19 protein-coding genes, 2 tRNA genes and 2 pseudogenes are annotated in these 23,890 nt (G+C 44.3%); 15 read left to right on the forward strand and 8 right to left on the reverse strand.

Features of this window, described 5'->3' with window-relative positions; genetic code table 11:
- The first annotated feature begins 150 nt into the window (after positions 1-150).
- The 5 genes from R7Q11_RS21520 to R7Q11_RS21540 all read left to right on the forward strand — a co-directional run bounded on the left by R7Q11_RS21520 (position 151) and on the right by R7Q11_RS21540 (position 2,627).
- Positions 151-227, forward strand: a tRNA-Asp gene (locus R7Q11_RS21520).
- Positions 228-262: 35 nt separating this feature from the next.
- Positions 263-339 (forward strand) — tRNA-Trp (locus R7Q11_RS21525).
- Positions 340-813: 474 nt separating this feature from the next.
- Positions 814-1,146 carry a DUF1904 domain-containing protein gene (locus R7Q11_RS21530; RefSeq protein ID WP_005381768.1) on the forward strand — a complete coding sequence of 111 codons (333 nt, stop codon included), beginning with the start codon at positions 814-816 and terminating at the stop codon, positions 1,144-1,146.
- 12 nt (positions 1,147-1,158) lie between these two features.
- Complete coding sequence (gene mepA, locus R7Q11_RS21535) at positions 1,159-1,995, forward strand: penicillin-insensitive murein endopeptidase (RefSeq protein ID WP_054575102.1); 837 nt, start codon at positions 1,159-1,161, stop codon at positions 1,993-1,995.
- Positions 1,996-2,318: 323 nt separating this feature from the next.
- Entirely contained in the window at positions 2,319-2,627 is a 309-nt protein-coding gene (locus R7Q11_RS21540) for a hypothetical protein (RefSeq protein WP_005381765.1), read from the forward strand.
- A 42-nt stretch (positions 2,628-2,669) separates the two neighbouring features.
- On the opposite strand, the gene R7Q11_RS21545 is transcribed toward R7Q11_RS21540, so the two are convergent.
- The 3 genes from R7Q11_RS21545 to rdgC form a co-directional block, all read right to left on the reverse strand.
- On the reverse strand, positions 2,670-2,924 hold the full coding sequence (locus R7Q11_RS21545; RefSeq protein ID WP_005381763.1) for a YfhL family 4Fe-4S dicluster ferredoxin: 255 nt from the start codon (positions 2,922-2,924) through the stop codon (positions 2,670-2,672).
- Positions 2,925-2,926: 2 nt separating this feature from the next.
- On the reverse strand, positions 2,927-4,327 hold the full coding sequence (gene yegQ, locus R7Q11_RS21550) for a tRNA 5-hydroxyuridine modification protein YegQ (RefSeq protein WP_005381754.1): 1,401 nt from the start codon (positions 4,325-4,327) through the stop codon (positions 2,927-2,929).
- A 165-nt stretch (positions 4,328-4,492) separates the two neighbouring features.
- Complete coding sequence (gene rdgC / locus R7Q11_RS21555) at positions 4,493-5,407, reverse strand: recombination-associated protein RdgC (RefSeq protein WP_005381753.1); 915 nt, start codon at positions 5,405-5,407, stop codon at positions 4,493-4,495.
- Between the two features lie 224 nt (positions 5,408-5,631).
- Between rdgC and phoB the strand changes: the two genes are divergently transcribed.
- Genes phoB through R7Q11_RS21570 form a run of 3 tightly spaced genes read left to right on the forward strand, consistent with a single transcriptional unit; the run spans position 5,632 to position 8,619 of the window.
- The gene (gene phoB, locus R7Q11_RS21560) at positions 5,632-6,321 is read left to right on the forward strand and encodes a phosphate regulon transcriptional regulator PhoB (protein ID WP_005381752.1); all 690 of its coding nucleotides are present in this window, start codon (positions 5,632-5,634) and stop codon (positions 6,319-6,321) included.
- Between the two features lie 40 nt (positions 6,322-6,361).
- Positions 6,362-7,660: a phosphate regulon sensor histidine kinase PhoR gene (gene phoR, locus R7Q11_RS21565; protein WP_005383667.1), complete on the forward strand. Its 1,299-nt coding sequence runs from the start codon at positions 6,362-6,364 to the stop codon at positions 7,658-7,660.
- Positions 7,660-8,619, forward strand: coding sequence for a PstS family phosphate ABC transporter substrate-binding protein (locus R7Q11_RS21570; RefSeq protein WP_085569938.1), 960 nt, complete (start codon positions 7,660-7,662; stop codon positions 8,617-8,619). Before phoR ends, R7Q11_RS21570 begins: the two co-directional genes overlap by 1 nt.
- Before the next feature lie 34 nt (positions 8,620-8,653).
- Here the strand turns inward: R7Q11_RS21570 and ppx are convergent, their stop codons facing one another.
- Both ppx and ppk1 read right to left on the reverse strand, forming a co-directional pair.
- A complete protein-coding gene (gene ppx, locus R7Q11_RS21575) occupies positions 8,654-10,159 on the reverse strand; it encodes an exopolyphosphatase (RefSeq protein ID WP_005381749.1) in 1,506 nt (501 codons plus the stop codon).
- Positions 10,143-12,233 carry a polyphosphate kinase 1 gene (gene ppk1, locus R7Q11_RS21580; RefSeq protein ID WP_005381748.1) on the reverse strand — a complete coding sequence of 697 codons (2,091 nt, stop codon included), beginning with the start codon at positions 12,231-12,233 and terminating at the stop codon, positions 10,143-10,145. The genes ppx and ppk1 overlap by 17 nt, the downstream gene beginning before the upstream one ends.
- A gap of 207 nt (positions 12,234-12,440) precedes the next feature.
- On the opposite strand from ppk1, the gene R7Q11_RS21585 reads away from it, so the two are divergent.
- The 5 genes and pseudogenes from R7Q11_RS21585 to phoU all read left to right on the forward strand — a co-directional run bounded on the left by R7Q11_RS21585 (position 12,441) and on the right by phoU (position 17,899).
- Positions 12,441-14,645, forward strand: a complete 2,205-nt coding sequence (locus tag R7Q11_RS21585; RefSeq protein ID WP_225466713.1) for an ABC transporter permease subunit — start codon at positions 12,441-12,443, stop codon at positions 14,643-14,645.
- Positions 14,646-14,675: 30 nt separating this feature from the next.
- A pseudogene (locus R7Q11_RS29855) lies at positions 14,676-14,907 on the forward strand (phosphate ABC transporter, permease protein PstA); the annotation flags it as partial.
- A 65-nt stretch (positions 14,908-14,972) separates the two neighbouring features.
- A pseudogene (gene pstA, locus R7Q11_RS21590) lies at positions 14,973-16,349 on the forward strand (phosphate ABC transporter permease PstA); the annotation flags it as partial.
- Between the two features lie 2 nt (positions 16,350-16,351).
- Positions 16,352-17,170, forward strand: a complete 819-nt coding sequence (gene pstB / locus R7Q11_RS21595) for a phosphate ABC transporter ATP-binding protein PstB (RefSeq protein WP_005381745.1) — start codon at positions 16,352-16,354, stop codon at positions 17,168-17,170.
- A 30-nt stretch (positions 17,171-17,200) separates the two neighbouring features.
- The gene (gene phoU, locus R7Q11_RS21600; protein WP_005381744.1) at positions 17,201-17,899 is read left to right on the forward strand and encodes a phosphate signaling complex protein PhoU; all 699 of its coding nucleotides are present in this window, start codon (positions 17,201-17,203) and stop codon (positions 17,897-17,899) included.
- Between the two features lie 62 nt (positions 17,900-17,961).
- Here the strand turns inward: phoU and ppk2 are convergent, their stop codons facing one another.
- The 3 genes from ppk2 to R7Q11_RS21615 all read right to left on the reverse strand — a co-directional run bounded on the left by ppk2 (position 17,962) and on the right by R7Q11_RS21615 (position 20,447).
- Positions 17,962-18,738 (reverse strand): polyphosphate kinase 2, encoded by a 777-nt coding sequence (gene ppk2, locus R7Q11_RS21605; RefSeq protein ID WP_047102160.1) that lies wholly within the window; start codon positions 18,736-18,738, stop codon positions 17,962-17,964.
- 70 nt (positions 18,739-18,808) lie between these two features.
- Positions 18,809-19,552 carry a copper homeostasis protein CutC gene (locus R7Q11_RS21610; RefSeq protein WP_225466717.1) on the reverse strand — a complete coding sequence of 248 codons (744 nt, stop codon included), beginning with the start codon at positions 19,550-19,552 and terminating at the stop codon, positions 18,809-18,811.
- 283 nt (positions 19,553-19,835) lie between these two features.
- A complete protein-coding gene (locus R7Q11_RS21615; RefSeq protein ID WP_005381738.1) occupies positions 19,836-20,447 on the reverse strand; it encodes a peroxiredoxin C in 612 nt (203 codons plus the stop codon).
- Positions 20,448-20,646: 199 nt separating this feature from the next.
- Here R7Q11_RS21615 and R7Q11_RS21620 point away from each other — a divergent pair, with 199 nt between their 5' ends.
- Positions 20,647-21,558 carry a hydrogen peroxide-inducible genes activator gene (locus R7Q11_RS21620; protein ID WP_225466714.1) on the forward strand — a complete coding sequence of 304 codons (912 nt, stop codon included), beginning with the start codon at positions 20,647-20,649 and terminating at the stop codon, positions 21,556-21,558.
- Between the two features lie 599 nt (positions 21,559-22,157).
- Positions 22,158-23,786 (forward strand): malate synthase A, encoded by a 1,629-nt coding sequence (aceB, locus tag R7Q11_RS21625; RefSeq protein WP_225466715.1) that lies wholly within the window; start codon positions 22,158-22,160, stop codon positions 23,784-23,786.
- The last annotated feature ends 104 nt before the right edge of the window (positions 23,787-23,890 follow it).

Raw genomic sequence — 23,890 nt, forward strand, 5'->3', positions numbered from 1 at the left:
ACTCAGAAGTGAAACGAAATAGCGCCGATGGTAGTGTGGGGCTTCCCCATGTGAGAGTAGGACATCGCCAGGCTTTAGTTTTATTTTCACTTTTTCGAAAAGTGAAGACAAAAGCGGACGCTTGCTTATTAAAGCGAGTGATACCACTGCGGAGTGGTAGTTCAGTTGGTTAGAATACCGGCCTGTCACGCCGGGGGTCGCGGGTTCGAGTCCCGTCCACTCCGCCACTTATTTGAGCGTCGTCTCAATAAACACGAATTACAGGGGTGTAGCTCCAATTGGCAGAGCAGCGGATTCCAAATCCGCGTGTTGGGAGTTCGAATCTCTCCACCCCTGCCATACTCTAAAGCCTCAGCAGTAATGCTGGGGCTTTTTTGCATCTGAAGAAAAGAGAATCTGACTAGTTGGAGAGTTGTCGATTCCTCTGATACCAAAGTATCGGGGGATTGAAAGTTCATATCTCCGGGATATTGGTCCACTTCACCTATCCCCCATGTTCATAAGCTCTGGCTTAGGTCAGGGGCTCTTTTATTCCTAACGTATAGTTTCGACGTCAGGTGTATGTTTATCCAACGAATATGGCATACCTTTGCTTCAGATAGTTTTATTTTCTAGTAATGTAATTATTAAATGTTGATGTATCGCTTTGCTCTTTCTGTTTTACCTTCGAATTTTCATAACGCTTTTTCTTCGTTATCGAGCACATCTGATTCACAATCTATTGAAAGGTCAGTGGTTACATTGGCTTGGATGATTACTGACTTGGTTCCTGTTATCATCATGCATTGATGCTAATAATTAGGAAGTAAGTTTATGCCACATTTTCGATTCCGTGCTGTAGAGCCACAAGCTGTTCAGGCATTATCAAAACCCCTTACGGATGAACTTCAGCCTCTAATGGACTGTCCGCGTGAGGATTTTACTTTTGAGTATATCTACACTACGTTTTTCAATGAGGGTGAAGTGAGTGCTGCATATCCTTTTGTCGAAGTGCTTTGGTTCGACCGTGGCCAGGAAGTGCAAGATGAAGTTGCCAAGCTTATTACGCAACAAGTGCGCGGTATCGCTGGTGCCGATATTGATGTTGCAGTTATCTTTTCCGCCTTATCTCCTAAAGCTTATTACGATAATGGCGAACACTACTAAAGGTTAAAGGCTATGAGGCTGAGTTTCATTGTAACTTTGGGTTTATGTTTCTCAGCTTCAGTATGTTCTACTCCTTGGGAGTCTGCGGTTAATCCTACCCGAAACTCTTCCTCCTCTATTGGTAGTTATGCTAACGGTTGTTTAGATGGTGCATTACCCTTGCCTCTCGATGGCGTTGGTTATCAAGTCTTACGTAGTAAAACGAAGCGCTACTATGGGCACCCTAAAACGATAGAGTTTATTGAAAATCTGGCGCTTAAAGCTCATCAAAATCTCAACACCACTCTGTTGATTGGTGATTTGTCTTTACCTAGAGGTGGAAGGTTCTCCTCTGGTCATTCTAGTCATCAAACCGGGTTAGATATCGATATCTGGTTAAGGCTTGCTGATCAACCGCTTTCTTATAACGAATTACAACTTCCTAAGCCCATGAGTGTGGTGGATTTAAAAGGTTATTCCATACTTAATCATCGCTGGGAAGAACGGCACTTTAAGCTAATTCGGTACGCTTCAAAAAGTAAGGATGTTGCACGAATTTTTGTACATCCTGTTATTAAGGAGCAACTTTGCTTGCAAGAAAACGGCAAAGATCGTTCTTGGTTACGTAAAGTACGTCCATGGTGGGGGCATCATTACCACTTTCACGTCAGGTTGTCTTGTCCTGATTCGAGCGACTATTGTGTTGATCAAGCACCACCTCCAGTAGGCGATGGCTGCGGTGCTGAGCTTGCAAGTTGGGCCCCGAAAGCGAAACCTATTGATATCTCTCCACGGGTAAAAACAACCTCTAAGCCCAAACGAAAAAAAGTCGTTCCACCTCAATGCTTGCCGCTTATCAATCCTAATTAGTGTTACTCTTCAGGTTTATCTGTACTTGGTGATCTCTTTTATGAAACTGGAGAAACATCATACTTTTGTCTACATTGAATAGTACCAATACAAAAACTAACCCAATTAGTTTTGGGGACATATTATAGAAATCTAAATTAAACAAAGAGTTGTAGTATGGGTAAGTTGTAACTTCTCTGTTTAGAAAAAGATCTTTCGTCACGATACTCTGGTTTCTTAGCAATATGTCTGTCAGTTGGCTAAAAAGCGATAACAACGCAGACAAGTGTGTAAGGCAGGGATATACCCTTTTCCTGTTAGAAGAGTAAATCAAGGACAAAACCATGACTATGATTTGTGCAAAAGAATTTGCAGAGTGGTTAAGACACAGATTTAGCAGTGATACTAAAGGAGTCTCTTTGACTCGAGAGGATGTGAATCACCTGACTGGGCGTCAACGCCTTGATCCGGGTTTTGTTAATGATGTGCATTATGAGCTGATGCAATATGGGATGGCTTTCGTTACTGATACGAGCCGAGAAAACTTTTATTTAATACCTGTTTCTCAAGCGGAGAATTGGCGTGAGAGACTAGAGTATCATTTTGAAAAAGAGCTATTCTGCAATATTATCCCTATTGAAAAATCAGGTTGAGAAAAGGTTCAACTTTGATGTCAAAGTTGAACCTAATTGCTCTTATGCTAACCCTTGAATAATCACGAATTTTTCAAGCAACTGCTCTTCAGTTTCGACATGGTTCGGATCAGTGATTATGCATTTTGTAATTGGACACACTGACTGACAGGTCGGCTTTTCGTAATGCCCCTTACACTCTGTACATAGCGCTGGATCAATTTCGAAAATGCTCTCTCCCATACTGATTGCCCCATTGGGGCATTCGGGATCACACATGTCGCAGTTAATGCATTTATCAGTAATGAGCAAGGCCATGGTTACTTACCAGTCGGGTTACGGGTGTCCTGCCCTGAGTTTAGATTACGCATTAATAGGCCATATTCTAAATCTAGCTCTGCTGGTACTGGAATGAATACAAAGTGACCGTTTCCTTTCGCGTCTTCAATAGACTCTGATTTGCGGTTTTCCATTGCCTCTAGCGTGAAAACAATATTGCCTTTTGGCGTCATTAGTTCAAGGCTATCACCGACAAGAAACTTATTTTTTACTTCTACTTCAGCCATGTCACCACGACGTTTGCCAGTGAATTCACCAACAAACTGTTGAGCATCAGAGACTGAGTAACCGTAATCGTAGTTTTGGTAAGTATCGTGTGTATGACGGCGTAGGAAGCCTTCAGTGTAGCCACGGTGAGCTAGGCTTTCTAGTGTACCCATTAGGCTTTCATCGAATGGTCGACCTGCTACAGCATCATCAATTGCTTTACGATAAACTTGAGCGGTACGTGCGCAGTAGTAGAACGATTTAGTACGACCTTCAATTTTCAATGAGTGAACACCCATCTTAGTTAAGCGTTCAACGTGCTGAACCGCTCGTAGGTCTTTAGAGTTCATGATGTAAGTACCATGCTCGTCTTCGTAAGCTGCCATTTTTTCTTCTGGACGGTGTGCTTCAGAAAGTAGAACGACTTCATCTGTTGGTTTGCCGCGACCAATTGTGGTTTCAGGACGCTCGTCTTGTACTTCGACAGGCTGTGCTTCCGTCGGGTCGAATTTCTCTACGATGTCACCAGCGTCGTTTTCTTTACCCTCTTCAACTTTGTATTCCCAGCGGCATGCGTTAGTGCAAGTGCCTTGGTTAGGGTCACGTTTGTTGATATAGCCAGAAAGTAGGCAACGACCAGAATAAGCCATGCATAATGCACCGTGAACGAATACTTCAAGTTCAGTTTCAGGGCAATGCTCACGAATTTCTTCGATTTCTTCTAGAGATAGCTCGCGAGAAACGATCACACGTTCCACGCCATTCGCTGCCCAGAACTTAACGGTCGCCCAGTTTACAGCGTTCGCTTGTACAGAAAGGTGAATTGGCATTTCTGGGAAAGCTTCACGAACCATCATAATTAGGCCTGGATCTGACATGATCAATGCGTCAGGACCCATCTCTACGATTGGCTTAAGATCACGGATGAACGTTTTTAGCTTCGAGTTGTGTGGTTGAATGTTACATACCACATAAAGCTTTTTGCCTAGGGCGTGGGCTTCATCGATACCGATTTTTAGGTTCTCGTGGTTAAACTCGTTGTTACGTACGCGAAGGCTGTAGCGAGGTTGGCCAGCGTAAACTGCATCTGCCCCGTAGGCGAATGCGTAACGCATGTTTTTCAGGCTGCCCGCTGGAGATAGTAGCTCAGGCACGAATGCTTTCTCAGTTGTCATTGCTCAATTCTCTTTTATCTGATCACAAGTCAGGCCAATTCCACCTAATGGAAATGGGGCGCAAATTTTACGTCAAAATGTGAACTGTGACTAGGGTAATTGTGCTTCAGATAGAAAAACGCCCTCAAAAAAAGTGAGGGCGTTATGGTTAACCTTTATACAAAATTAAGCGTTAGGATTCGGTAAGCCGCCTAGCGCATCGTATAGGTTGGGAAGGAAAGCACTGAACTCTCCACACATTAGAGAGAAGTCTGCATCAAATCGAGCTGCTTGATCTTCACGTGGAATATCATCGTTTTGATCTTTCAATTCATCAGAGAATTTTAGACGTTTGATGCCTGCATCTTCCGTCATAATGAACTCAATACGATCTTGCCAATTAAGCGCAAGTTTCGTCACGACTTTATCCGCAGCGATGTGGTTGCGGATTTCATCAGTGGTTAGCTCTTGCTTCTTACAGCGAATCACACCACCTTCTTCAAGTACGGATTTTAGCTCAGCTTCGTCCATCATGCTGATACCTTGAGGTGTGTCACCGCTTTTCACCCACTCGGTTAGCGTAGTTTCAATCGCCACTTCTGGAATAGCAGGAACAACAGGTAGACTACCCATGGTTTTACGAAGCAATGCTAATACATCTTCTGCTTTTTTATAGCTGCTTGCATCAACAAGGATAAAACCTTCTTTTGGCATGATGAGCACGTGAGTGTGGCTGCTGCGGCTGAATGCGCGCGGCAGTAAATCCATTACGATGTCATCTTTCAGGTTGTCTTTCTCTTTCTTCTTCAGAGGACGACCTTCTTGCGCTTCCATTGCTTCTACTTTTGCATTCAATGATTCTTTGATCACAGAGGCAGGTAGCATTTTCTCTTCTTTCTTGGCGCAAATCAGAATGCGGTTTTCTGACACGTGAGTCATCATATCGCCATGTCTACCCATTGCACTGACCCAGCCAAATTTCTGTTTGTCTTGACTGCCACACGGGGTGAATCGGAATTCAGACAGCTGAGTTTCTAGTTGTTCGGCGTTAAAAGTAACCTCGCGGTTAACGCGGTATACCAGACAGTTTTTAAACCACATAAATCTTCTCTAGGCTTGATGACAAGGGACTAATCATAGGGAATTTTTGTGCTGATGTCTTAATAGAAATGAAAAATATCCGAATGAACCTCAAAAGAAAGTTATATGAAAATTTGTTTTCAAAGGTCACAAAAGTGTCATAATTGGTAGTGATAATGCTTATGCATAGAGAGGCGCTTTGTCTCTTAAATTCATTAGCTCAACGAACATAAGGTTACTCAATTATGTCTAGAAGGATTCTGGTTGTTGAAGACGAAGCTCCTATTCGCGAAATGCTGTGCTTCGTACTTGAGCAGAAAGGTTACCAAGCGGTAGAAGCGGAAGATTACGATACTGCAGTAACCAAACTGGCTGAACCCTTCCCTGATTTAGTTTTACTGGATTGGATGTTACCAGGCGGTAGTGGCATTAACTTCATCAAACATATGAAGCGAGAGGAATTAACGCGCAACATTCCAGTTGTGATGCTTACCGCTCGTGGTGAAGAAGAAGATAAAGTGCGCGGTTTAGAAGTCGGTGCGGATGACTACATTACTAAGCCATTCTCTCCTAAAGAGTTGGTTGCACGCCTAAAAGCGGTGATTCGTCGCGTTACCCCTACTGCACTAGAAGATGTAATTGATGTACAGGGATTGAAGCTTGACCCTGTATCGCACCGTGTTACGGCTAATGATGCGCCATTAGACATGGGCCCTACAGAATTTAAGATGCTTCATTTTTTCATGACGCATCAAGAACGCGTATACAGCCGTGAGCAGCTATTAAACAATGTTTGGGGCACTAACGTGTATGTCGAAGACCGTACGGTTGATGTTCACATTCGCCGCCTGCGTAAAGCATTGGAAGCTGCAGGGCATGATAAGCTGATCCAAACTGTTCGTGGTGCTGGATACCGCTTCTCGACGAAGGCATAAATTAACACGCAGCTTATCGGTACCATTTCTGGAGTTATGAGTGGTTGAAAGATTAACGTGGAAAAAGCTGGCTTGGGAGCTGGCTTTTTTTTACACCCCATGGGTGATAGTAGGTTGGATATTCGGTTATATGCCGTGGTTGCTTTTGGCTGCTACGGCATTGCAGCTTGTGTGGCATTTGCATAACCAAGTACGTTTATCTTCTTGGTTATGGGATGAAAAACGCCTCACGCCACCATCTGGTAGCGGTAACTGGGAATCTTTGTTCAATGGGTTGTATCGCTTACAACAGCGCCAACGCCGCAAACGAAAAGAGCTTACTAATCTTATTCGTCGATTCCGAAATGGTGCAGAATCGCTACCCGATGCGGTAGTGGTATTCCGTGCTGAAGGCAATATTGTTTGGTGCAACAAGCTGGCTCAGCACTTACTGGGCTTCCATTGGCCAGAAGATTCAGGTCAACCTATCTCCAATCTCATTCGTACACCTGATTTTATCAAGTACCTCAACAAGAAAGACTTTTCAGAGCCATTAGAAATGCGTTCACCACTCAATGTCGAACGCATGCTAGAACTACGTATCGTACCGTATACCGAAGGTGAACATTTGATGGTGGTGCGTGATGTTAGCCAGTTAAAACAACTTGAGGGAATGCGTCGCAACTTCTTTGCCAACGTATCTCATGAACTGCGTACACCAATGACGGTGCTACAAGGTTATCTTGAGATGACAGAAGATCCTGATATGGTCGTGGGTCCTATGTGGAGCAAAGCTCATGGTGTCATGACGGAGCAGCTTAACCGCATGAACAGTTTGGTGAACCAACTACTGACACTATCTAAAATTGAAGCGGCACCTATGCATGAGCTTGAGGAAGTCGTGAATGTGCCCGCGATGCTTGAAGTGTTAGAAAAAGAGGCGGTTAGCCTTAGTGGGGACAACCAACATAAATTGAAATTTGATGTTGATGCTAGCCTACGCGTGCTGGGCGATGATGACCAGTTACGTAGTGCTATCTCTAACCTCGTTTATAATGCCGTCAAATACACACCGCCTGGTGCGAACATTAATGTTCGTTGGTTCCAGACCTCTCAAGGCGCATGCTTAGAGGTGGAAGATAGTGGTGATGGTATTGAACCTCAGCACCTCCACCGACTTACTGAGCGTTTTTATCGAGTGGATAAAGCAAGATCACGTGATACTGGTGGAAGTGGTTTAGGGCTTGCCATTGTAAAACACGCGCTGAGTCACCATGACTCTCATTTAGAAATTCACAGTGAAGTAGGCGTGGGTAGTAAGTTTTCTTTCGTATTGCCTGAGCGTTTGGTGGTGAAATAATGGCTTTACGATTAGCAAAAACATTCAGTTTATTCGCGCTTGTTTGTTCTTTTATGGCTGCCGCTCAAGATAAACCATTGCCGAGTTATCATAAAACGACGGGGATTGTCGGGAACTTGCTCTCTGTTGGCTCCGATACACTTGCGGGTATGACAACGCTTTGGGTTGAAGAGTTTAAATCCATTTACCCGAATATTAATGCGCAAGTCCAAGCGTCTGGCTCTTCTACTGCCCCTCCAGCATTGACCGAACAAACAGCTCAGTTTGGTCCCATGAGTCGCCCTATGCGTTTAAGAGAGATAGAAGCGTTTGAACGTGAACATGGCTACAAGCCAACGGCGCTTAGGGTAGCCATCGATGCAATCGGTATTTTTGTTCATCAAGATAATCCAATTCAAGGTCTTAACTTTAGTCAATTAGATGCTTTGTTTTCTGCCACGCTACGCTGTGGCGAAAGTCAATTTGTAACAAACTGGCAGCAACTCGGTCTTGAATCACAGTGGGCAAAGCGAAACGTACAGTTGTTTGGTCGTAACTCCGTTTCTGGAACTTATGGTTACTTCAAAAGTAATGCCTTGTGTGGCGGCGATTTCAAGACTCGAGTTAACGAGCAGCCAGGCTCCGCGTCAGTAGTGCAAGCTGTAGCGTCAACCATCAGTGGAATTGGTTATTCCGGTGTTGGTTATCGAGTGGCAGGCGTGCGCTTAGTCCCTGTGGCTAAAATGGGAAATGACTACGTGACTCCAACGCGAGAACATATTGTTAGTGGTAAGTACCCACTATCACGTTACTTATATGTTTACGTGAATAAGCACCCTGATTACCCATTAACACCAATTGAAGCTGAGTTTATTCGCTTTATCTTTTCTGCTCAGGGACAAGCGTTGGTTGAGAAAGATGGTTATGTGCCCATTACGGCAGACTTTGCAGAAGAAGAGTTAAAAAAAGTCGGCCTGTAAGCCGACTTTTTATTTAGGTATGGACAGTACGAGATCAGAAAGTGAGTGTCCACTTCGCGCTGTCCCAACGTTCTTGTTCTTCCTGTAAATCCGCGTGAAGTAATTTATTGTTTTCTAGCCATGCTTCATCTGTGCATGTGAGAATCCATTCGTCATTTTTGATAGATAAGGTGATATCAGGCAATGGATCTTCATTACGCTGCCCATTTAATACGATAGAAAGTCGTAATATTTTGATGAGGCTTATAACGTCACTCTGTTTATAGAGGTTGAAATCTGGTAGTTCTTGCAATTTGAGCGCTTTACGCTGGAAGCGAGCTAATGTTGCAAGCACTAATTGCTGCTCACGGTTGAAGCCTTGTAGGGTGGAGTGCAACAGAATATAAAAAGAGTGGCGATGGAAACTACGCAAGTTAATACTTAATCCGACTTCATGAAGCAACGCTGCCCACTCTAGTAAGTCAAATAACTCACTCTTTTTCTTAATGCCTAGTTCAGAGCGTACCTGACATAACATCTCACGTGCATGCCCCTTAACACGAGCGGCATGCTCTAAGTCGACCCGGTGCTTGTTGGCTAAATTTTCTGTGGTGCGCATGCGAATATCGGAGCGCGCAAAACGCTCTTCCATTTCGTACAACAGGCCTTCGCGCAGAGCACCATCGGAGAAAAACATCTGCTCAATGCGAAGCGCTTTGAAAATCGCGGACAAAATCGCTACGCCTGCTGCGAATACGGGTTTACGTTCTTCTGTTAGACCAGTCAGTTCAATATCTTCAATTGAATCAAATTTACACAGAGTTTCGATAAGTGTATCCAGTCGACTCGCTGTGATCAGGCCATCTTCAAAACCTAATCCTACTAGCACTTCTTGAATCGCTTTGATGGTTCCTGATGAGCCGAGAGCAATATCCCAGCCCTTTTTACGATATGTTGAGGCGATGGACTCGAGTTTTTGTTCGGCCGCTAACATCGCCTTACTGAAGTTTTTGCCTGACAGTTTGCCGTTTTTAAAGTATTGCTCTGTAAAACTGACGCATCCCATCTGTTTACTGTTGAGAAGCTCAGGCTCAAATTCTTGTCCAATAATCATCTCGGTACTGCCGCCTCCGATATCGATGACTAGTTTGGAGTTGGATTCTACTTGAGTGTGCGCGACACCTAAGTAAATCAGGCGGGCTTCTTCTTCTCCAGGGATAATTTCTATTGGGAAAGGCATCACTTCTTTTGCACGCTCGATGAAAAGGTGGGCATTTTTAGCGCGTCTTAGTGTGTGTGTGGCGGCGATACGTACATTTGACTCATCAAGCCCTTGCAACCTTTCAGCGAACATGGCTAAGCATTCTAGCGCACGCTCCATTGCGGCGTGACTTAAGTTCAATTCACTGTCGAGTCCTGATGCTAAGCGAACACGTTGTTTATGACGACTAACCAGTTGTAGGTCACTGCCAACAACTTTGGCCACCACCATATGGAAACTGTTTGAGCCGAGGTCTATCGCGGCAATGTAGCGAGTATCTTGTTCAAGTATTTGAGGCATCTGAATTTTGTTTTCTAGTTTGCTTTTCTATATTTTTAAGATAGTCATAGATAGCGATTTGAGAGCGAACTTTTTTGCGATTACCTCGTGGTACGTAAGCGTTACTCATTTCTTTATCTATTAAACGAGCCTTTACTGTATCGGTAAAATGGATATTCGTTATATCAATAATTCTCTGTTTCAAACGTGGATCACGGACTGGTACTGCTACCTCGATACGGTGATCAATATTTCTTGTCATCCAGTCTGCGGAGGAGATATAAACTTGCGGATCGCCATCATTGTGGGTGATCACCACGCGAGGGTGCTCAAGAAAGCGGTCAACAATACTGATGATGCGAATATTGTCGCTGATCCCCTCAATGCCCGGTACTAATGAGCACATACCTCGAATGATCATGTTTATTTTTACACCGGAAGTACTTGCTCCATAAAGCTTATTGACGATGCCTTTATCGACTAGGTTATTGACCTTGATCGTAAGAGCGGCTTTTTTCCCTAGCTTGGCATTCGCAATTTCATTATCAATTAAGCGGTAGATTTGGGTTCGAGAATTACGAGGAGATACCATAAGGTGATTGAACTTCACTGGTCGGTATGGATTCTCAATGTAACCGAAGACATTACGGACTTCATTAGTGATTTCTTGATCTGCCGTAAGCAGGGAGAAGTCGGTATAAATTCGTGCCGTCTTCTCATGGAAGTTGCCTGTGCCGATGTGTGCGTAGCGAATAATTTCTTCACCTTCGCGGCGGCTAATCATCAGTAGCTTTGAGTGAATCTTAAGACCAGGCGCACCAAAGATGACGTGCACACCCGCTTCAGTTAATACTTTTGACCATTCGATATTGGCTTCCTCATCAAAGCGAGCTTGCAGTTCGACGACCACAGTGACATTTTTGCCGTTGTGCACCGCATCAATTAAAGAGTTCATCAAGCGAGAATCTTTCGCGACGCGATAAATGTTAATCTTGATACTAAGTACTTTGGGATCGAAGGAGGCTTGGCGCACTAACTCACTAATGTGGTCAAAAGTGTGGTAGGGATAATAGAGCAGAATATCTTTCGCTTTAATCGCGTCAAAGCTGTTGGCATAACCTTCGAAATCGGCACATTTCATTGGCGGGAGAGGTTTATTTTCAAGATATTCTCGTCCAACATTTGGAAAGCCGATGAAGTCTTTAAAGTTGTGATAGCGTCCGCCGGGGATAAGGTTATCGTAGTTAGAGATATTAAGTTTGTTACACAGAAACTCTAACATTTGAGGCGGCATATCGCGTTCGTAGACGAAGCGAACGGGCTTTGCTGTCAGTCGCTGATTGACACCCTCTGACATTTGTTCAAGCAAGCTGTACTCGATTTCATTGCGTAAATCGTATTCAGCGTCACGCGTCATTTTCATCGCATAGCCGCTAAGCTCATCATAATCAAAAAAGCCTTTGAACAGCTCGTCCAAACAGTGGCGGATAATATTATCAAGTAAGATGATGGTTTTTCGACGCTTTCCTTTCTGTTCTGGTACCATCACAAAGCGGGGAAGGTGATCGGTCGGAATTTCGATCAGAGCGTACTGGTAATGTTCTTCTTTACGCAGTTCTACGGCGATGTAAGCGTACTCGTCTTTGAGAAATTGCAGAACATCGATCTCGTCTTTCATTAGGAGGGGAGTGATATGCGGCATTACCTCTCTACGGAAGTATTTCGCGATCCACTTTTGTTGCGATTCATCCAGTTGTTGCTCGTTGACCAAGAAAATGCGACGTCGCGCCATTTCTCGAATCAACTCGCTGTAAAGCTCATCAAATTGTTCGTTAAGCTTTAGTGCTTTCGACTGCATTTTGGTTAACAGTCGTTTAGGGCTATCACTGCCACCGCGCTCTTGGCTGATTAGGATTCTGCGCTTCACGTCCGCAAAGCGTACTTTGTAAAATTCATCTAAATTGTTGGAAAAGATCCCAAGAAAGCGAATACGTTCGATCAAAGGGACGGTTTTATCGGCAGCTTCTTGTAATACTCGTTCGTTGAAAGACAACCAACTCAGTTCTTTTTCTATATATAGTTTTTCTGCGCTCATAACCTTACCTAGCCAAAAGTGAAGTATTACGTACTCATCTTGGAAAAATGGATGAGTGAGAACATTATGAGATTTTCATTACAGATTTATTTCATACCACGCATTGCATAAGAGTTGTATTCTTTTCAGGTGTTTAATGTGATCTGTAATATAATTGTCATCTTAACGACATATTCTAGTACTAAGTCAAAAAAGGTAGAGATTTAAATGGCACAAGCCGAGTTTTCATTGCAGGAAAAAGATAAGAAACGACTGATAAAAGATCGTTTAGTTCGACTTGCAGTGACATCTGGTGGTGTCGGCGTACTCGCGGCGCTTATTTTGATCTTTGTCTACCTCGCCATGGTGATCATTCCGCTTTTTTCTGATGCGGAGATCAAAACCAACCAAGCCATTCGAGCCACTCATATTGAAACACCACTTGCGATTTCAGTGGATGATTACGCTCAGCTCGCGTTCGTTCTAACCCAAAGTGGTGAGATTCAATATTTGTCGATGGACGATCCTACGAAACCTGCGGTGTATACACAGCAAATCGCCCAGAAACCCGTTGCTTTCTCTCAATCTGCTCCTGGGCTAGGTTGGTATGGATTTGTTGATGGGCAGGGTAAAGCGAACCTTTTCAAGCCAGAATTTAATGCTACATTGAGAGAAAATACACGTCCTCCGGAAGTGATTGAGCTAGACACCAGCATGGATCTGACACTAAGTACGCCTCAAGATCCTGTGACTCAGTTTGTATTTGCAGCTTCGACGCCCTTACCAACGGTTGTTTGGCAGACGCAAAGTGGTGAAGTGAAAGCTCGCTGGCAAGTGGCTTCGTCTTTGGGTACGTCTCCTACAACGATCGATTTTACGTTCTCTTCAGGCTTTAATACGCCTCAGCAAATGTTGTTGACACCTGACGGTGAAACGCTTTATTTGCGCGATGGCTCTGAGTTGATCGTGTTAAAGAAAACCGCACGTAAATTTGCTGTGCGAGAGGTGGTCGATCTCACTCAAGGTGATAAGAAGCATTCCGTTCGTACGATAGACTTATTGGCTGGTGCTTACTCGCTTTTGGTGACGCACAACGATGGTCGGGTGTCGCAATGGTTTGATACGCTGCAAGAAGAAAAACGCACGTTAACGCATATTCGTGATTTTAAATTGGCATCAGAGCTTAAGTATTTGTTGCCGGATTCTCATCGAAAAGGATTTTATAGCTTTTACACCAACGGCACGTTGCAAAGCCATTATACAACCAGTGAAAAACTGGTGTTGTTTAAGCGTGCGTACCATCAAGCGCCCGCAATCGCAGCAATGTCTAACAATGAACGCTACTTAATCACTTGGCAAAATAATGCGTTAAATGTTGCGGAAGTGGACAATGCCTATCCGGAAGTTTCATTGTCTTCATTATGGCAAGAAGTGTGGTACGAAGGGTATCCTGAGCCTGAATTTGTGTGGCAATCGACTTCGGCGAGCGATAACTTTGAGGCTAAGTTCAGCCTAGTACCTATTGCGTTTGGAACGATAAAAGCGGCGATGTTTGCGATGCTGTTTTCAGTACCGCTCGCAGTGCTAGGTGCTATTTATACGGCTTACTTTATGTCGCCACGCATGCGTCGTGTAGTAAAACCGTCGATTGAGCTAATGGAAGCACTGCCGACGGTGATCATAGGTTTCCTCGCGGGATTGTGGTTCGCGCCTATTGTCGAAGATCATTTGATTACGATCGTCGTTATGCTGTTTGTTTTGCCCTTGAGCACCATGATTATGGGCGGGCTATGGGCATTAATACCGCAACCTTTGCGGAATCGTCTGCCTAATGGTTGGCATGCTTTAGTGCTCATGCCTGTCATATTGGTACTGATTGGGCTTGGAGTGTGGATTTCGCCTACGATTGAGCAGACGTTCTTTGGTGGCGATATGCGCTTATTCTTAACCGAGCATGGTATTGGTTACGATCAACGCAATGCATTGGTGGTGGGGTTAGCGATGGGGTTTGCTGTTATCCCGACGATTTTTACCATTGCCGAAGATGCCATTTTCTCTGTACCGAAGCATTTATCGGATGGCTCTTTGGCATTAGGGGCCACGCCTTGGCAAACTTTAATCTATGTTGTCTTGCTTACTGCAAGCCCAGGTATTTTTTCTGCCATTATGATGGGCCTGGGACGCGCTGTTGGCGAAACCATGATTGTATTAATGGCAACGGGCAATACGCCATTAATGGATTGGAATATTTTGGAAGGATTGCGCAGCCTGTCGGCGACCATCGCCGTTGAGTTGCCAGAGTCGGAAGTTGGAAGTTCGCATTATCGCCTGCTGTTCCTAGCTGCATTGATTTTATTTGTGTTTACGTTTGCAGTAAACGCGCTTGCGGAGTGGGTTCGTCAGAGACTGAGAGATAAGTACCGTGCGTTGTAATAATGGTTTGAATAAAGAGCGAGTAATAACGTGTTAAATTGGATTCGTTCTGGCGCACCGTGGATATGGCTAACAGGCGGTGCAGTCAGCATCAGTTTGTTGTCGGTATTAGGGTTGTTACTCCTTATCGGCTGGAAAGGCCTGACTTACTTTTGGCCAGCGCCTTTGTATCAGTGGAATGTTGCAGCGCTGACTCCTGTACAAGGCGAAGTGCTACATGAAAATACTATTCTGATTGGTCAAGTGTATGAGCGCAGCTTTGTACCGAAGAGTTATTTGCCTGAAAGCGCAGCACAACAGTTAGAAGAGGATGAAGATTTTGCCACGCGACTCAACATCAAAATCGCTAACCGAGAGTTGTATCCCGCCGATTTTATCTCCGTATTGCAAATGCAGTTGGATGAGCCCACGATGCCAAAAGAGTGGGCGGTGATAGAGCGCAGTAGCGGTGGTTATTTCTTTGGTAAGCTGGTGGCGTTTCAAGATGGTGATAATATATACACCAGTGATATTCAATCGGTACTAAATAAAAAGCTTGATGATGCAGAAACTCTGCGCCATGAGATTGATTCTTTGGTGGTCGATCAGCTTAAAGAGCTTGGTTGGAAGCTAGAGCAGTTGCGATTAGAAAAGCGCAAGCATGAATTGAATGACACGCTGACAGAAAGCTTCTTAAACGAAAACCTGACGAAAAAAGAGCAGATAGAAAAAGCGCTTGCGACGTTAGATTTGCAACTTGATGGTTTACGACTTCAGCTCTCTGACTATGCCTTGATTGTCGAGGATATGACGGGGTCACAAGTATCGATTCCGCTCGAAGACATTTTGGACTACTGGTATCCAAACCAAATGTCACTGCCTGATAAAGTCATGCATTGGGGAAAACAGGTTTGGAAGTTTTTATCTGAAGATCCAAGAGAGTCTAACTCCGAAGGAGGCGTGTTCCCTGCGATATTTGGTACGGTTTTCTTAGTACTCATCATGTCGATCATTGTGATGCCACTCGGGGTGATCGCCGCTATCTATCTACATGAATATGCTAAGAATAACGCTCTAACCAGAGTTATTCGTATTGCGGTTATAAACCTAGCGGGTGTTCCATCGATTGTTTATGGCGTGTTTGGTTTAGGTTTCTTCGTTTATACGATTGGTGCCTCTATCGACAACGTATTCTATGCGGAGAAGCTACCGGCACCAACCTTTGGTACGCCGGGTTTGTTATGGTCAGCACTAACTCTTGCCGTGCTGACGCTTCCAGTTGTGATTGTGACGACAGAAGAAGGTTTAACTCGAATTCCGAGCTCCGTACGACATGGCTCTCTGGCACTTGGTGCAACTCAGTTCGAAACGCTATGGCGCGTGGTTTTGCCTATGGCGACGCCAGCTATTATCACAGGTTTGATCCTTGCGATTGCTCGTGCAGCTGGCGAAGTAGCACCACTGATGCTGGTGGGGGTCGTGAAATTGGCATCCAGTTTACCGGTTGACGGACAATTCCCTTATGTGCATTTGGATAGAAAGTTCATGCATTTAGGTTTTCACATTTACGATGTTGGCTTTCAAACCTCCAACATCGAAGCGGCGCGACCATTAGTTTATGCCACCTCTTTCTTACTCGTAACAGTGATTGTCGGGCTAAACTTAACAGCAATCAGTATTCGCAATAATTTACGAGAAAAATACAGAACGTTAGGACAAGATTAAGTATGTTTAATTTTGATAGTACATTAGGTTATGAGCCACCATTGGATGTTCATAATTTAACGGATGAACAAACAGCCATCTCAATCGAGAACCTTAATCTGTTCTATGGTCAAACTCAGGCGCTGCATGATATTTCGATGCGAATTCCCAAAGGGCGAGTCACCGCTTTTATCGGTCCTTCAGGGTGTGGAAAGTCGACGTTATTACGTTGCATCAATCGCATGAACGACTTAGTGGAAGGGTGTCGAGTCACAGGTAAAGTGCGTCTCCACGGCAAGAATGTTTATCATCCTAATGTCGATGTTGCGACACTTCGACGCCGAGTGGGGATGGTGTTTCAAAGACCCAATCCATTTCCTAAGTCTATTTATGAAAACGTAGTTTATGGCTTACGCTTACAAGGTGTAAAAAACAGCCGCAGTTTAGATGACGCAGTGGAGCGATCCTTGCGCTCGGCGGCGTTGTGGGATGAGGTAAAAGACCGCTTGCATGAGAACGCATTTGGCTTATCTGGTGGTCAGCAACAGCGCTTGGTCATTGCGAGGGCGGTGGCGATTGAGCCGGAAGTCCTGTTATTGGACGAGCCAACATCAGCGTTGGATCCAATCTCAACTTTAACCATTGAAGAGCTTATCAATGAGCTGAAGACTCAATATACTGTCGTTATCGTTACCCATAACATGCAACAAGCGGCGAGAGTGAGCGATCATACTGCATTCATTCATATGGGTAAGTTAATTGAATACTCTGACGCGGATTCGATCTTCACTTCGCCAATGAAGAAACAGACCGAAGATTACATTACGGGTCGCTACGGTTAAGTCGCGACTCTATACGGAATAAGGAACATCATGCACTTTGGACGTCATATTTCAGGACAATTTAACGTAGAGCTAGAATCGATTCGTACTCATGTATTAACCATGGGAGGCTTGGTAGAGCAGCAGCTTTCGTATGCTATTCAAGCCTTGCATAAAGAAGACATCGAACTGGCGCGTAAGGTTGTGCGTGACGATCATAAAGTGAATGCGATGGAAGTCTCGATCGATGACGCCTGTACACGCATTATTGCTAAGCGTCAGCCAACGGCAAAAGACTTGCGCTTAATCATGGCTATCATCAAAACGATCACGGATTTAGAACGCATCGGTGATGTGGCGACACGCATTGCTTACGTTGCCATTGAAAGCCCATCATCAAAAGAACGACAATTCCAAGTGTCGTTAGAGCCTCTCTGCCGTCAGGCAATTAATATGCTGCATCAGGTTTTAGATGCGTTTGCCCGCATGGATGTAGAAGCGGCAGCAGAGGTGCATAAACAAGATGACAAACTAGACGCCGAGTATGAAGCGGTGATTCGTCAGTTGATGACTTACATGATGGAAGATCCAAAAAATATCCCTAATATTCTGCAAGTGATGTGGTCGGCGCGCGCGATTGAACGCGTGGGGGACCGCTGCCAGAACATCTGTGAATACATTATTTACTTCGTGAAAGGGAAAGATGTACGCCATCTAGGTGATCAAAGTATTGATGACGTACTGAAGTAACTGACTTCAATAAATAGACCAGCTTTTAGGCTGGTCTATTTATTAGAGAGAAGGAAAGCACGTCAATATTTATCAGGAACGAAGGTCTGATCATCAATGGGCGCTCTGACGTAACCTTCTTTATTGAGTTCAGGTAATTCGATGGGTGAGTACTCAAGTGCTTTGTAATCAATCTGGCTTAGTAAATGACTGATACAGTTCAAGCGCGCTTTCTTTTTGTCATCAGAAGGGACGACCCACCAAGGGCAGCTTTTCGTGTCTGTATAGGCAAACATCTTATCTTTTGCTTCCGAATACTCCGCCCAGCGATGACGTGACTCCAAATCCATGGGGCTGAATTTCCAACGTTTGATCGGCGTATTAATTCGACCTAGAAAACGTTTTTCCTGCTCTTCGTCTGAAACCGAAAACCAATACTTAATCAGAATAATCCCAGAGCGTTGCAACATTCTCTCGAATTCAGGGCAAGAGCGTAAAAACTCCTCGTATTCGTCTGGAGTACAGAACCCCATGACTTTTTCGACACCTGCTCGGTTATACCAACTTCGGTCAAATAAAACGATTTCACCAGCAGATGGTAAATGAGCGACGTAACGTTGGAAGTACCATTGCGTTTTTTCTTTTTCGGTCGGTGCAGGCAGAGCCACTACGCGACAAACACGCGGGTTTAGCTTTTCTGTAATTCGCTTTATCACTCCGCCTTTGCCCGCAGCATCACGGCCTTCAAACAGAACCACCACTTTTAACCCTTTGTGTTTGACCCACTCTTGAAGTTTTACGAGCTCAACTTGAAGGTTTTTGAGCTCCTTTTCGTATTCCTTTTTCTTCAATTTAGACATACACCTTTCCTCACTCCTTGATAAACAATATGTTAGCACTCAAAAGCTATGCGCGTGAGGTTACGGTGGTCTATTTGAGAGTTGCTACGACATTGGTTATGGCTTGTGTACTTGTGATGGGGATTAAAAAATCATCGACATCGGATGCGCCCATTTTGCTTTGTTCAGCAACAAAGGTCATTTGGCTAGGGCGTGTGGTTTTGCCTGACAGATGGATTTCAGGAACTTGAGTGTCTTCTACTAACGCACGTACGTTACTCGCATTAACGCCAGCCCCCGCCATGATTGCTATGCGTCCTTGGGCTTGCTTAACCAAAGCTCTAAGCACATCGATCCCTTGTGGTGCTGAAGGCGCAAGACCGGAGGTTAAAATACGTTCACAACCTAAGCTGATCACTTCTTCCAAAGTTTTTTCAGCGTCACGACACTGGTCAAAGGCACGATGGAAGGTCACGCCTAAGCCAAGCGCTTGAGCAAATTCACACAGCGCAGCCGCGTAAGGCATATGAATATCACCGTCTTGAGTGAGCACGCCGAACACGACACCGCTCAAGCCTGATTGGTGAGCCGCTTCAATATCCCAACGCATCATTTCGATCTCTTCTTCATTGTAGAAGAAGTCACCTTGGCGTGGGCGGATCATGGCATAAACTGGAACACTCGAAAGCTTAGCCGCTTGCTGCATAAAACCATAACTGGGTGTTAGTCCGCCTAAAGCCAAAGAGGAGCAAAGTTCAATCCGAGTGGCGCCGCCAGCAATGGCGTAGTGCAGAGATTCAATATTATCGATACAGACTTCTAGGTGAGTAACCATGTTCATTCATCCTGCTAACGTTACAAATAGGTGTTGTGGCTAAGATATTAACAGGGCAAGTAAGCAGAATCTGTATGGAGGGGATGATAAATAGAGGTAAAGTTTACGCTAAAGCGTTACCTCATTTTGGCGGTTTATCTGAAGGAAAAAGAAAGCCCAGAGCAGAGGCTCTGGGCTTTGATAGGACTTTACTTAGACTGATTGGCGTTTGCGGTTTTCCGCATTAGCTTATTGCTTTATATACATCCAACCATCACACCCGTTGAGCTAGGGTGAAGGTCTATTATTTTTTGCCTAGGTCAGCTGCGTGCTCAGATAGGAACGCTGCAACACCTTTTGGAGATGCGTCCATACCTGCTTTACCTTCTTCCCATTGTGCAGGACATACTTCGCCGTGCTTCTGGTGGAAGTTAAGAGCGTCAACCATGCGTAGCATTTCGTCGATGTTACGGCCTAGTGGTAGGTCGTTAACTACTTGGTGACGTACAACGCCTTCTTCGTCGATTAGGAAAGAACCACGGAAAGCAACGCCTGCTTCTGGGTGCTCAACGTCGTAAGCTTTACAGATTTCGTGCTTAACGTCAGCAACTAGTGGGTACTTAACTTGACCGATACCGCCATCTTCGATAGCAGTGTTACGCCATGCGTTGTGAGAGAACTGAGAATCGATAGAAACACCGATTACTTCAACACCTTTAGCTTGGAAGTCAGCTAGACGGTTGTCGAATGCGATTAGCTCAGATGGGCAAACGAAAGTGAAATCTAGTGGGTAGAAGAATACTACTGCTTTCTTACCTTTAGTGAACTCTGCAAAGTTGAAGTTTTCAACGATTTCACCGTTACCTAGAACAGCTGCTGCAGTAAAATCAGGGGCTTGACGACCTACTAGTACCATTTTTTTGCTCCTAAAAAGTATGGTTAGCTCCAAACCGAATTCAGTTGTGTCGGTTTGGTTCGTGTTTGTACGAGACAAACTATAGTACAGATTGTAGTATTGAAAAAAGCGAAATAAATAGATTGAGTTAATCGAAAAAAACGATAATAACAAAACTCTTAACTCGATCACTGGAACGGCGGTAGATACAAATACAATTATGAATAAATGGCCCAGTTTGAAGCAGTTACACTATTTAGTCACACTGCATGAAACAAGACATTTTAGTGACGCTGCAGAGCGTTGTTTTGTCAGTCAGTCGACTTTAAGTAAGGGTATTCAAAACTTAGAGGAATTGATTGGCTGTCCATTATATGAAAAGAAAGACAAGAAAAGTCCACTGGTTTTTACCCAAACAGGAGAAATGGTAGTAAAGCAGGGGCGAGAGCTGTTAGCAAAAGGGCAAGATTTGGTCGAGCTTGGACGTATGTGCCAAGGCGACGATATGCAAGGCCAGCTAAAAGTAGGATGTATACCAACAATTGCTCCGTTTTTACTGTGTGATTTGGTACAAGAGGTGAACTACCGTTTTCCACAACTGAATCTTTTATTAAGAGAAGACACGACGACAAACTTACTTCAAGCGCTCAGACATGGTGAGCTGGATGTGCTTATTTTAGCGTTACCAGTCGAAATTGATGGGATGGAAAGCCGAGTAGTGGGTAAGGATCCGTTTCGAATGGTTATAAGCGCTAATCAAGCCCAATCGGTCCCTGTGCCGATTCGTTACGCGGATTTACCTGACGAATCCGTCTTCCTACTAGAGAAAGAACATTGCTTAACGGAACATGCGGTATCAGCGTGTAAATTAACAGATAAAGAAAAAATCAATCCGTTTACGGCAACCAGCCTTCATACACTGGTGCAAATGGTTGCGAATGGTTTGGGAACAACGTTCATTCCTCAAATGGCTATCGACCATGGCTTGCTGCATAACCAGAATTTAGTCGTGATCGATCCTCCAGGTAAACAAGCTTATCGCGAAATCGGCTTAGTTTGGCGTCCGAGCTCGTCAAGAACGAAAACATTTAATCAACTTGCAGAAGTCGTTCAGAGCTGCTTTAGCTATTAGTATTAGCCCTTACTTCTCCATTATTTATCTAAAAGCGCACTGGAAACAGTGCGCTTTCTAGTATTTTATTCTGTTGGTAAACTTTGACTTGTAAAATTTTACAGCTCTTCTTTGATGAAGCTTTCATAAAATAGTGAAATTTCACAATGTTAATTTTACACAAAGCCCTGCATACCTTGTTTGACCCCTGTTTAAATCCATCTCTTCAGCCCTTGTGAATACAAGGTGTTTGTTTACCAGTCTATATTCATACGCTTGTTTGAAATGATAAAACGACTTTAAATTTAATGTAATTTTATTACGTAATAACTTACAAAATAAGGTACTTGATAGATGGTTTTTACCTTGCGGAATAAAACTTTGAATTTTCTGTTTTGTTTATATTGGGGGTTTCACTAAACCCCTTGTTGATATAGCTTATTTAAAGGCCGATACGACTTATGTCTAGATTGAAAATACACGTAGCATTACGCAATCTATCGACATGGCTAGACGAGTTGAACACAAAGTTAAAGGATGTAATTTGTTGTTCATAACTTACAAATGTAGCTTTACGCTGACTGCCCAAGATTGATAAAGCACGTTAAGGATGAATGATTATGCTTGCTCAGACAGAACAAAAAACACAACAACTAAAGCAAACCCAAGGCATGCTTGAGGTGAATGGAGTCGTTGCTCCAGAACATCAAGCAATTTTCCCTGTTGAAGCCCAAACCTTTTTATCTCTACTGTGTGAAAAATTTGCCGGACGTGTTGAACAGTTGCTGGAAGCAAGAGAAGAGAAGCAAGCACGTATTGATGCTGGTGAGCTACCAGATTTTCTACCAGAGACACAAGACATCCGTGAAGGAAGTTGGAAGATCCTAGGAATCCCACAAGATTTGCAAGATCGCCGTGTGGAGATTACCGGACCAACTGACCGCAAGATGGTGATTAACGCACTGAATGCGAATGTAAAAGTGTTCATGGCAGACTTCGAAGATTCAATGTCTCCTGCATGGAGTAAAGTGCTGGATGGTCAAATTAGCTTGCGCGATGCTGTTAATGGCACCATCAGTTACACCAATCCTGGCAATGGCAAACATTATCAGCTGGAAGATGACCCAGCGGTGTTGATCTGCCGTGTTCGCGGCCTTCATTTAAAAGAAAAACACGTTACGTGGCACGGTCAGATCATTCCAGGTGCGCTATTCGATTTCGCTCTGTATTTCTATAACAACTACAAAGCGTTACTTCAAAAAGGCAGTGGCCCTTATTTCTACCTTCCAAAACTGCAATCGCATCACGAAGCGAAGTGGTGGAGCGAAGTGTTCCATTTCACGGAAGACTACTTCGGTTTGGATACAGGCACCATCAAAGCGACTGTGCTGATTGAAACCTTACCAGCGGTATTTGAAATGGACGAGATTCTGTTCTCGCTTAAAGAACACATCGTTGGTTTGAACTGTGGTCGCTGGGATTACATCTTTAGCTACATCAAAACATTGAAAAAACACTCAGACCGAGTACTGCCAGATCGCCAAGTGGTAACGATGGACAAGCCATTCTTAAACGCTTACTCGCGATTATTGGTACGTACTTGCCATAAACGAGGTGCTTTCGCGATGGGAGGAATGGCCGCATTTATCCCAGCTAAAGACCCGAAAGAGAATCAAAAAGTATTAGACAAGATCCAGACTGACAAATCGTTAGAAGCTAACAACGGCCACGACGGTACTTGGGTGGCTCATCCAGGTTTGGCTGACACTGCTATGGAAGTCTTTAGTGCTGTGCTGGGTGAACGCACCAACCAGTTGGATGTGAGCCGTGCAGAGGATGCGCCTATTACAGCAGCTGAACTGCTTGAGCCTTGTGAAGGCGAGCGCACTGAAGGCGGAATGCGCCACAATATTCGCGTTGCGCTGCAATACATCGAAGCTTGGATTTCTGGCAATGGTTGTGTGCCGATTTACGGACTGATGGAAGACGCAGCAACGGCAGAAATCTCACGCGCCTCTATCTGGCAATGGATTCAACACGGCAAGTCGCTAGACAACGGATTAAAGGTCACTAAAGAGCTGTTCGAGCTCTATCTCAAAGAGGAGATTGAAGTCGTGAAGCAAGAAATTGGCGAGCAGCGCTACCATGCGGGTCGATTTGAAGAAGCAGCAGACTTAATGGCAAGGCTCACGACGAGCGATGAACTGACCAACTTTTTGACAGTTCCTGGTTATGACTACCTGGATTAATAAAGAATAACTGTAACACCAATAACGTGAAGGATTTTCAAGGCAGATAGGGAAGTACTGCCTGAGAACGGAAACTCAACGCACACGCATAAAGTGCAAATTAT

The sequence above is a fragment of the Vibrio sp. 970 genome, assembly GCF_033339075.1.

Excerpts from the sequence above, each read along its gene's own strand:
- ppk2 (WP_047102160.1), bottom strand. The coding sequence starts at position 18,738 with ATGTCTAAATTGAAGAAAAAGGAATACGAAAAGGAGCTCAAAAACCTT.
- yegQ (WP_005381754.1), bottom strand. The coding sequence starts at position 4,327 with ATGACAACTGAGAAAGCATTCGTGCCTGAGCTACTATCTCCAGCGGGC.
- R7Q11_RS21545 (WP_005381763.1), bottom strand. The coding sequence starts at position 2,924 with ATGGCCTTGCTCATTACTGATAAATGCATTAACTGCGACATGTGTGAT.
- ppk1 (WP_005381748.1), bottom strand. The coding sequence starts at position 12,233 with ATGAGCGCAGAAAAACTATATATAGAAAAAGAACTGAGTTGGTTGTCT.
- rdgC (WP_005381753.1), bottom strand. The coding sequence starts at position 5,407 with ATGTGGTTTAAAAACTGTCTGGTATACCGCGTTAACCGCGAGGTTACT.
- pstB (WP_005381745.1), top strand. The coding sequence starts at position 16,352 with ATGTTTAATTTTGATAGTACATTAGGTTATGAGCCACCATTGGATGTT.
- R7Q11_RS21585 (WP_225466713.1), top strand. The coding sequence starts at position 12,441 with ATGGCACAAGCCGAGTTTTCATTGCAGGAAAAAGATAAGAAACGACTG.
- R7Q11_RS21615 (WP_005381738.1), bottom strand. The coding sequence starts at position 20,447 with ATGGTACTAGTAGGTCGTCAAGCCCCTGATTTTACTGCAGCAGCTGTT.
- R7Q11_RS21530 (WP_005381768.1), top strand. The coding sequence starts at position 814 with ATGCCACATTTTCGATTCCGTGCTGTAGAGCCACAAGCTGTTCAGGCA.
- R7Q11_RS21570 (WP_085569938.1), top strand. The coding sequence starts at position 7,660 with ATGGCTTTACGATTAGCAAAAACATTCAGTTTATTCGCGCTTGTTTGT.
- phoB (WP_005381752.1), top strand. The coding sequence starts at position 5,632 with ATGTCTAGAAGGATTCTGGTTGTTGAAGACGAAGCTCCTATTCGCGAA.
- phoU (WP_005381744.1), top strand. The coding sequence starts at position 17,201 with ATGCACTTTGGACGTCATATTTCAGGACAATTTAACGTAGAGCTAGAA.
- aceB (WP_225466715.1), top strand. The coding sequence starts at position 22,158 with ATGCTTGCTCAGACAGAACAAAAAACACAACAACTAAAGCAAACCCAA.
- mepA (WP_054575102.1), top strand. The coding sequence starts at position 1,159 with ATGAGGCTGAGTTTCATTGTAACTTTGGGTTTATGTTTCTCAGCTTCA.
- R7Q11_RS21620 (WP_225466714.1), top strand. The coding sequence starts at position 20,647 with ATGAATAAATGGCCCAGTTTGAAGCAGTTACACTATTTAGTCACACTG.
- R7Q11_RS21610 (WP_225466717.1), bottom strand. The coding sequence starts at position 19,552 with ATGGTTACTCACCTAGAAGTCTGTATCGATAATATTGAATCTCTGCAC.
- ppx (WP_005381749.1), bottom strand. The coding sequence starts at position 10,159 with ATGCCTCAAATACTTGAACAAGATACTCGCTACATTGCCGCGATAGAC.
- R7Q11_RS21540 (WP_005381765.1), top strand. The coding sequence starts at position 2,319 with ATGACTATGATTTGTGCAAAAGAATTTGCAGAGTGGTTAAGACACAGA.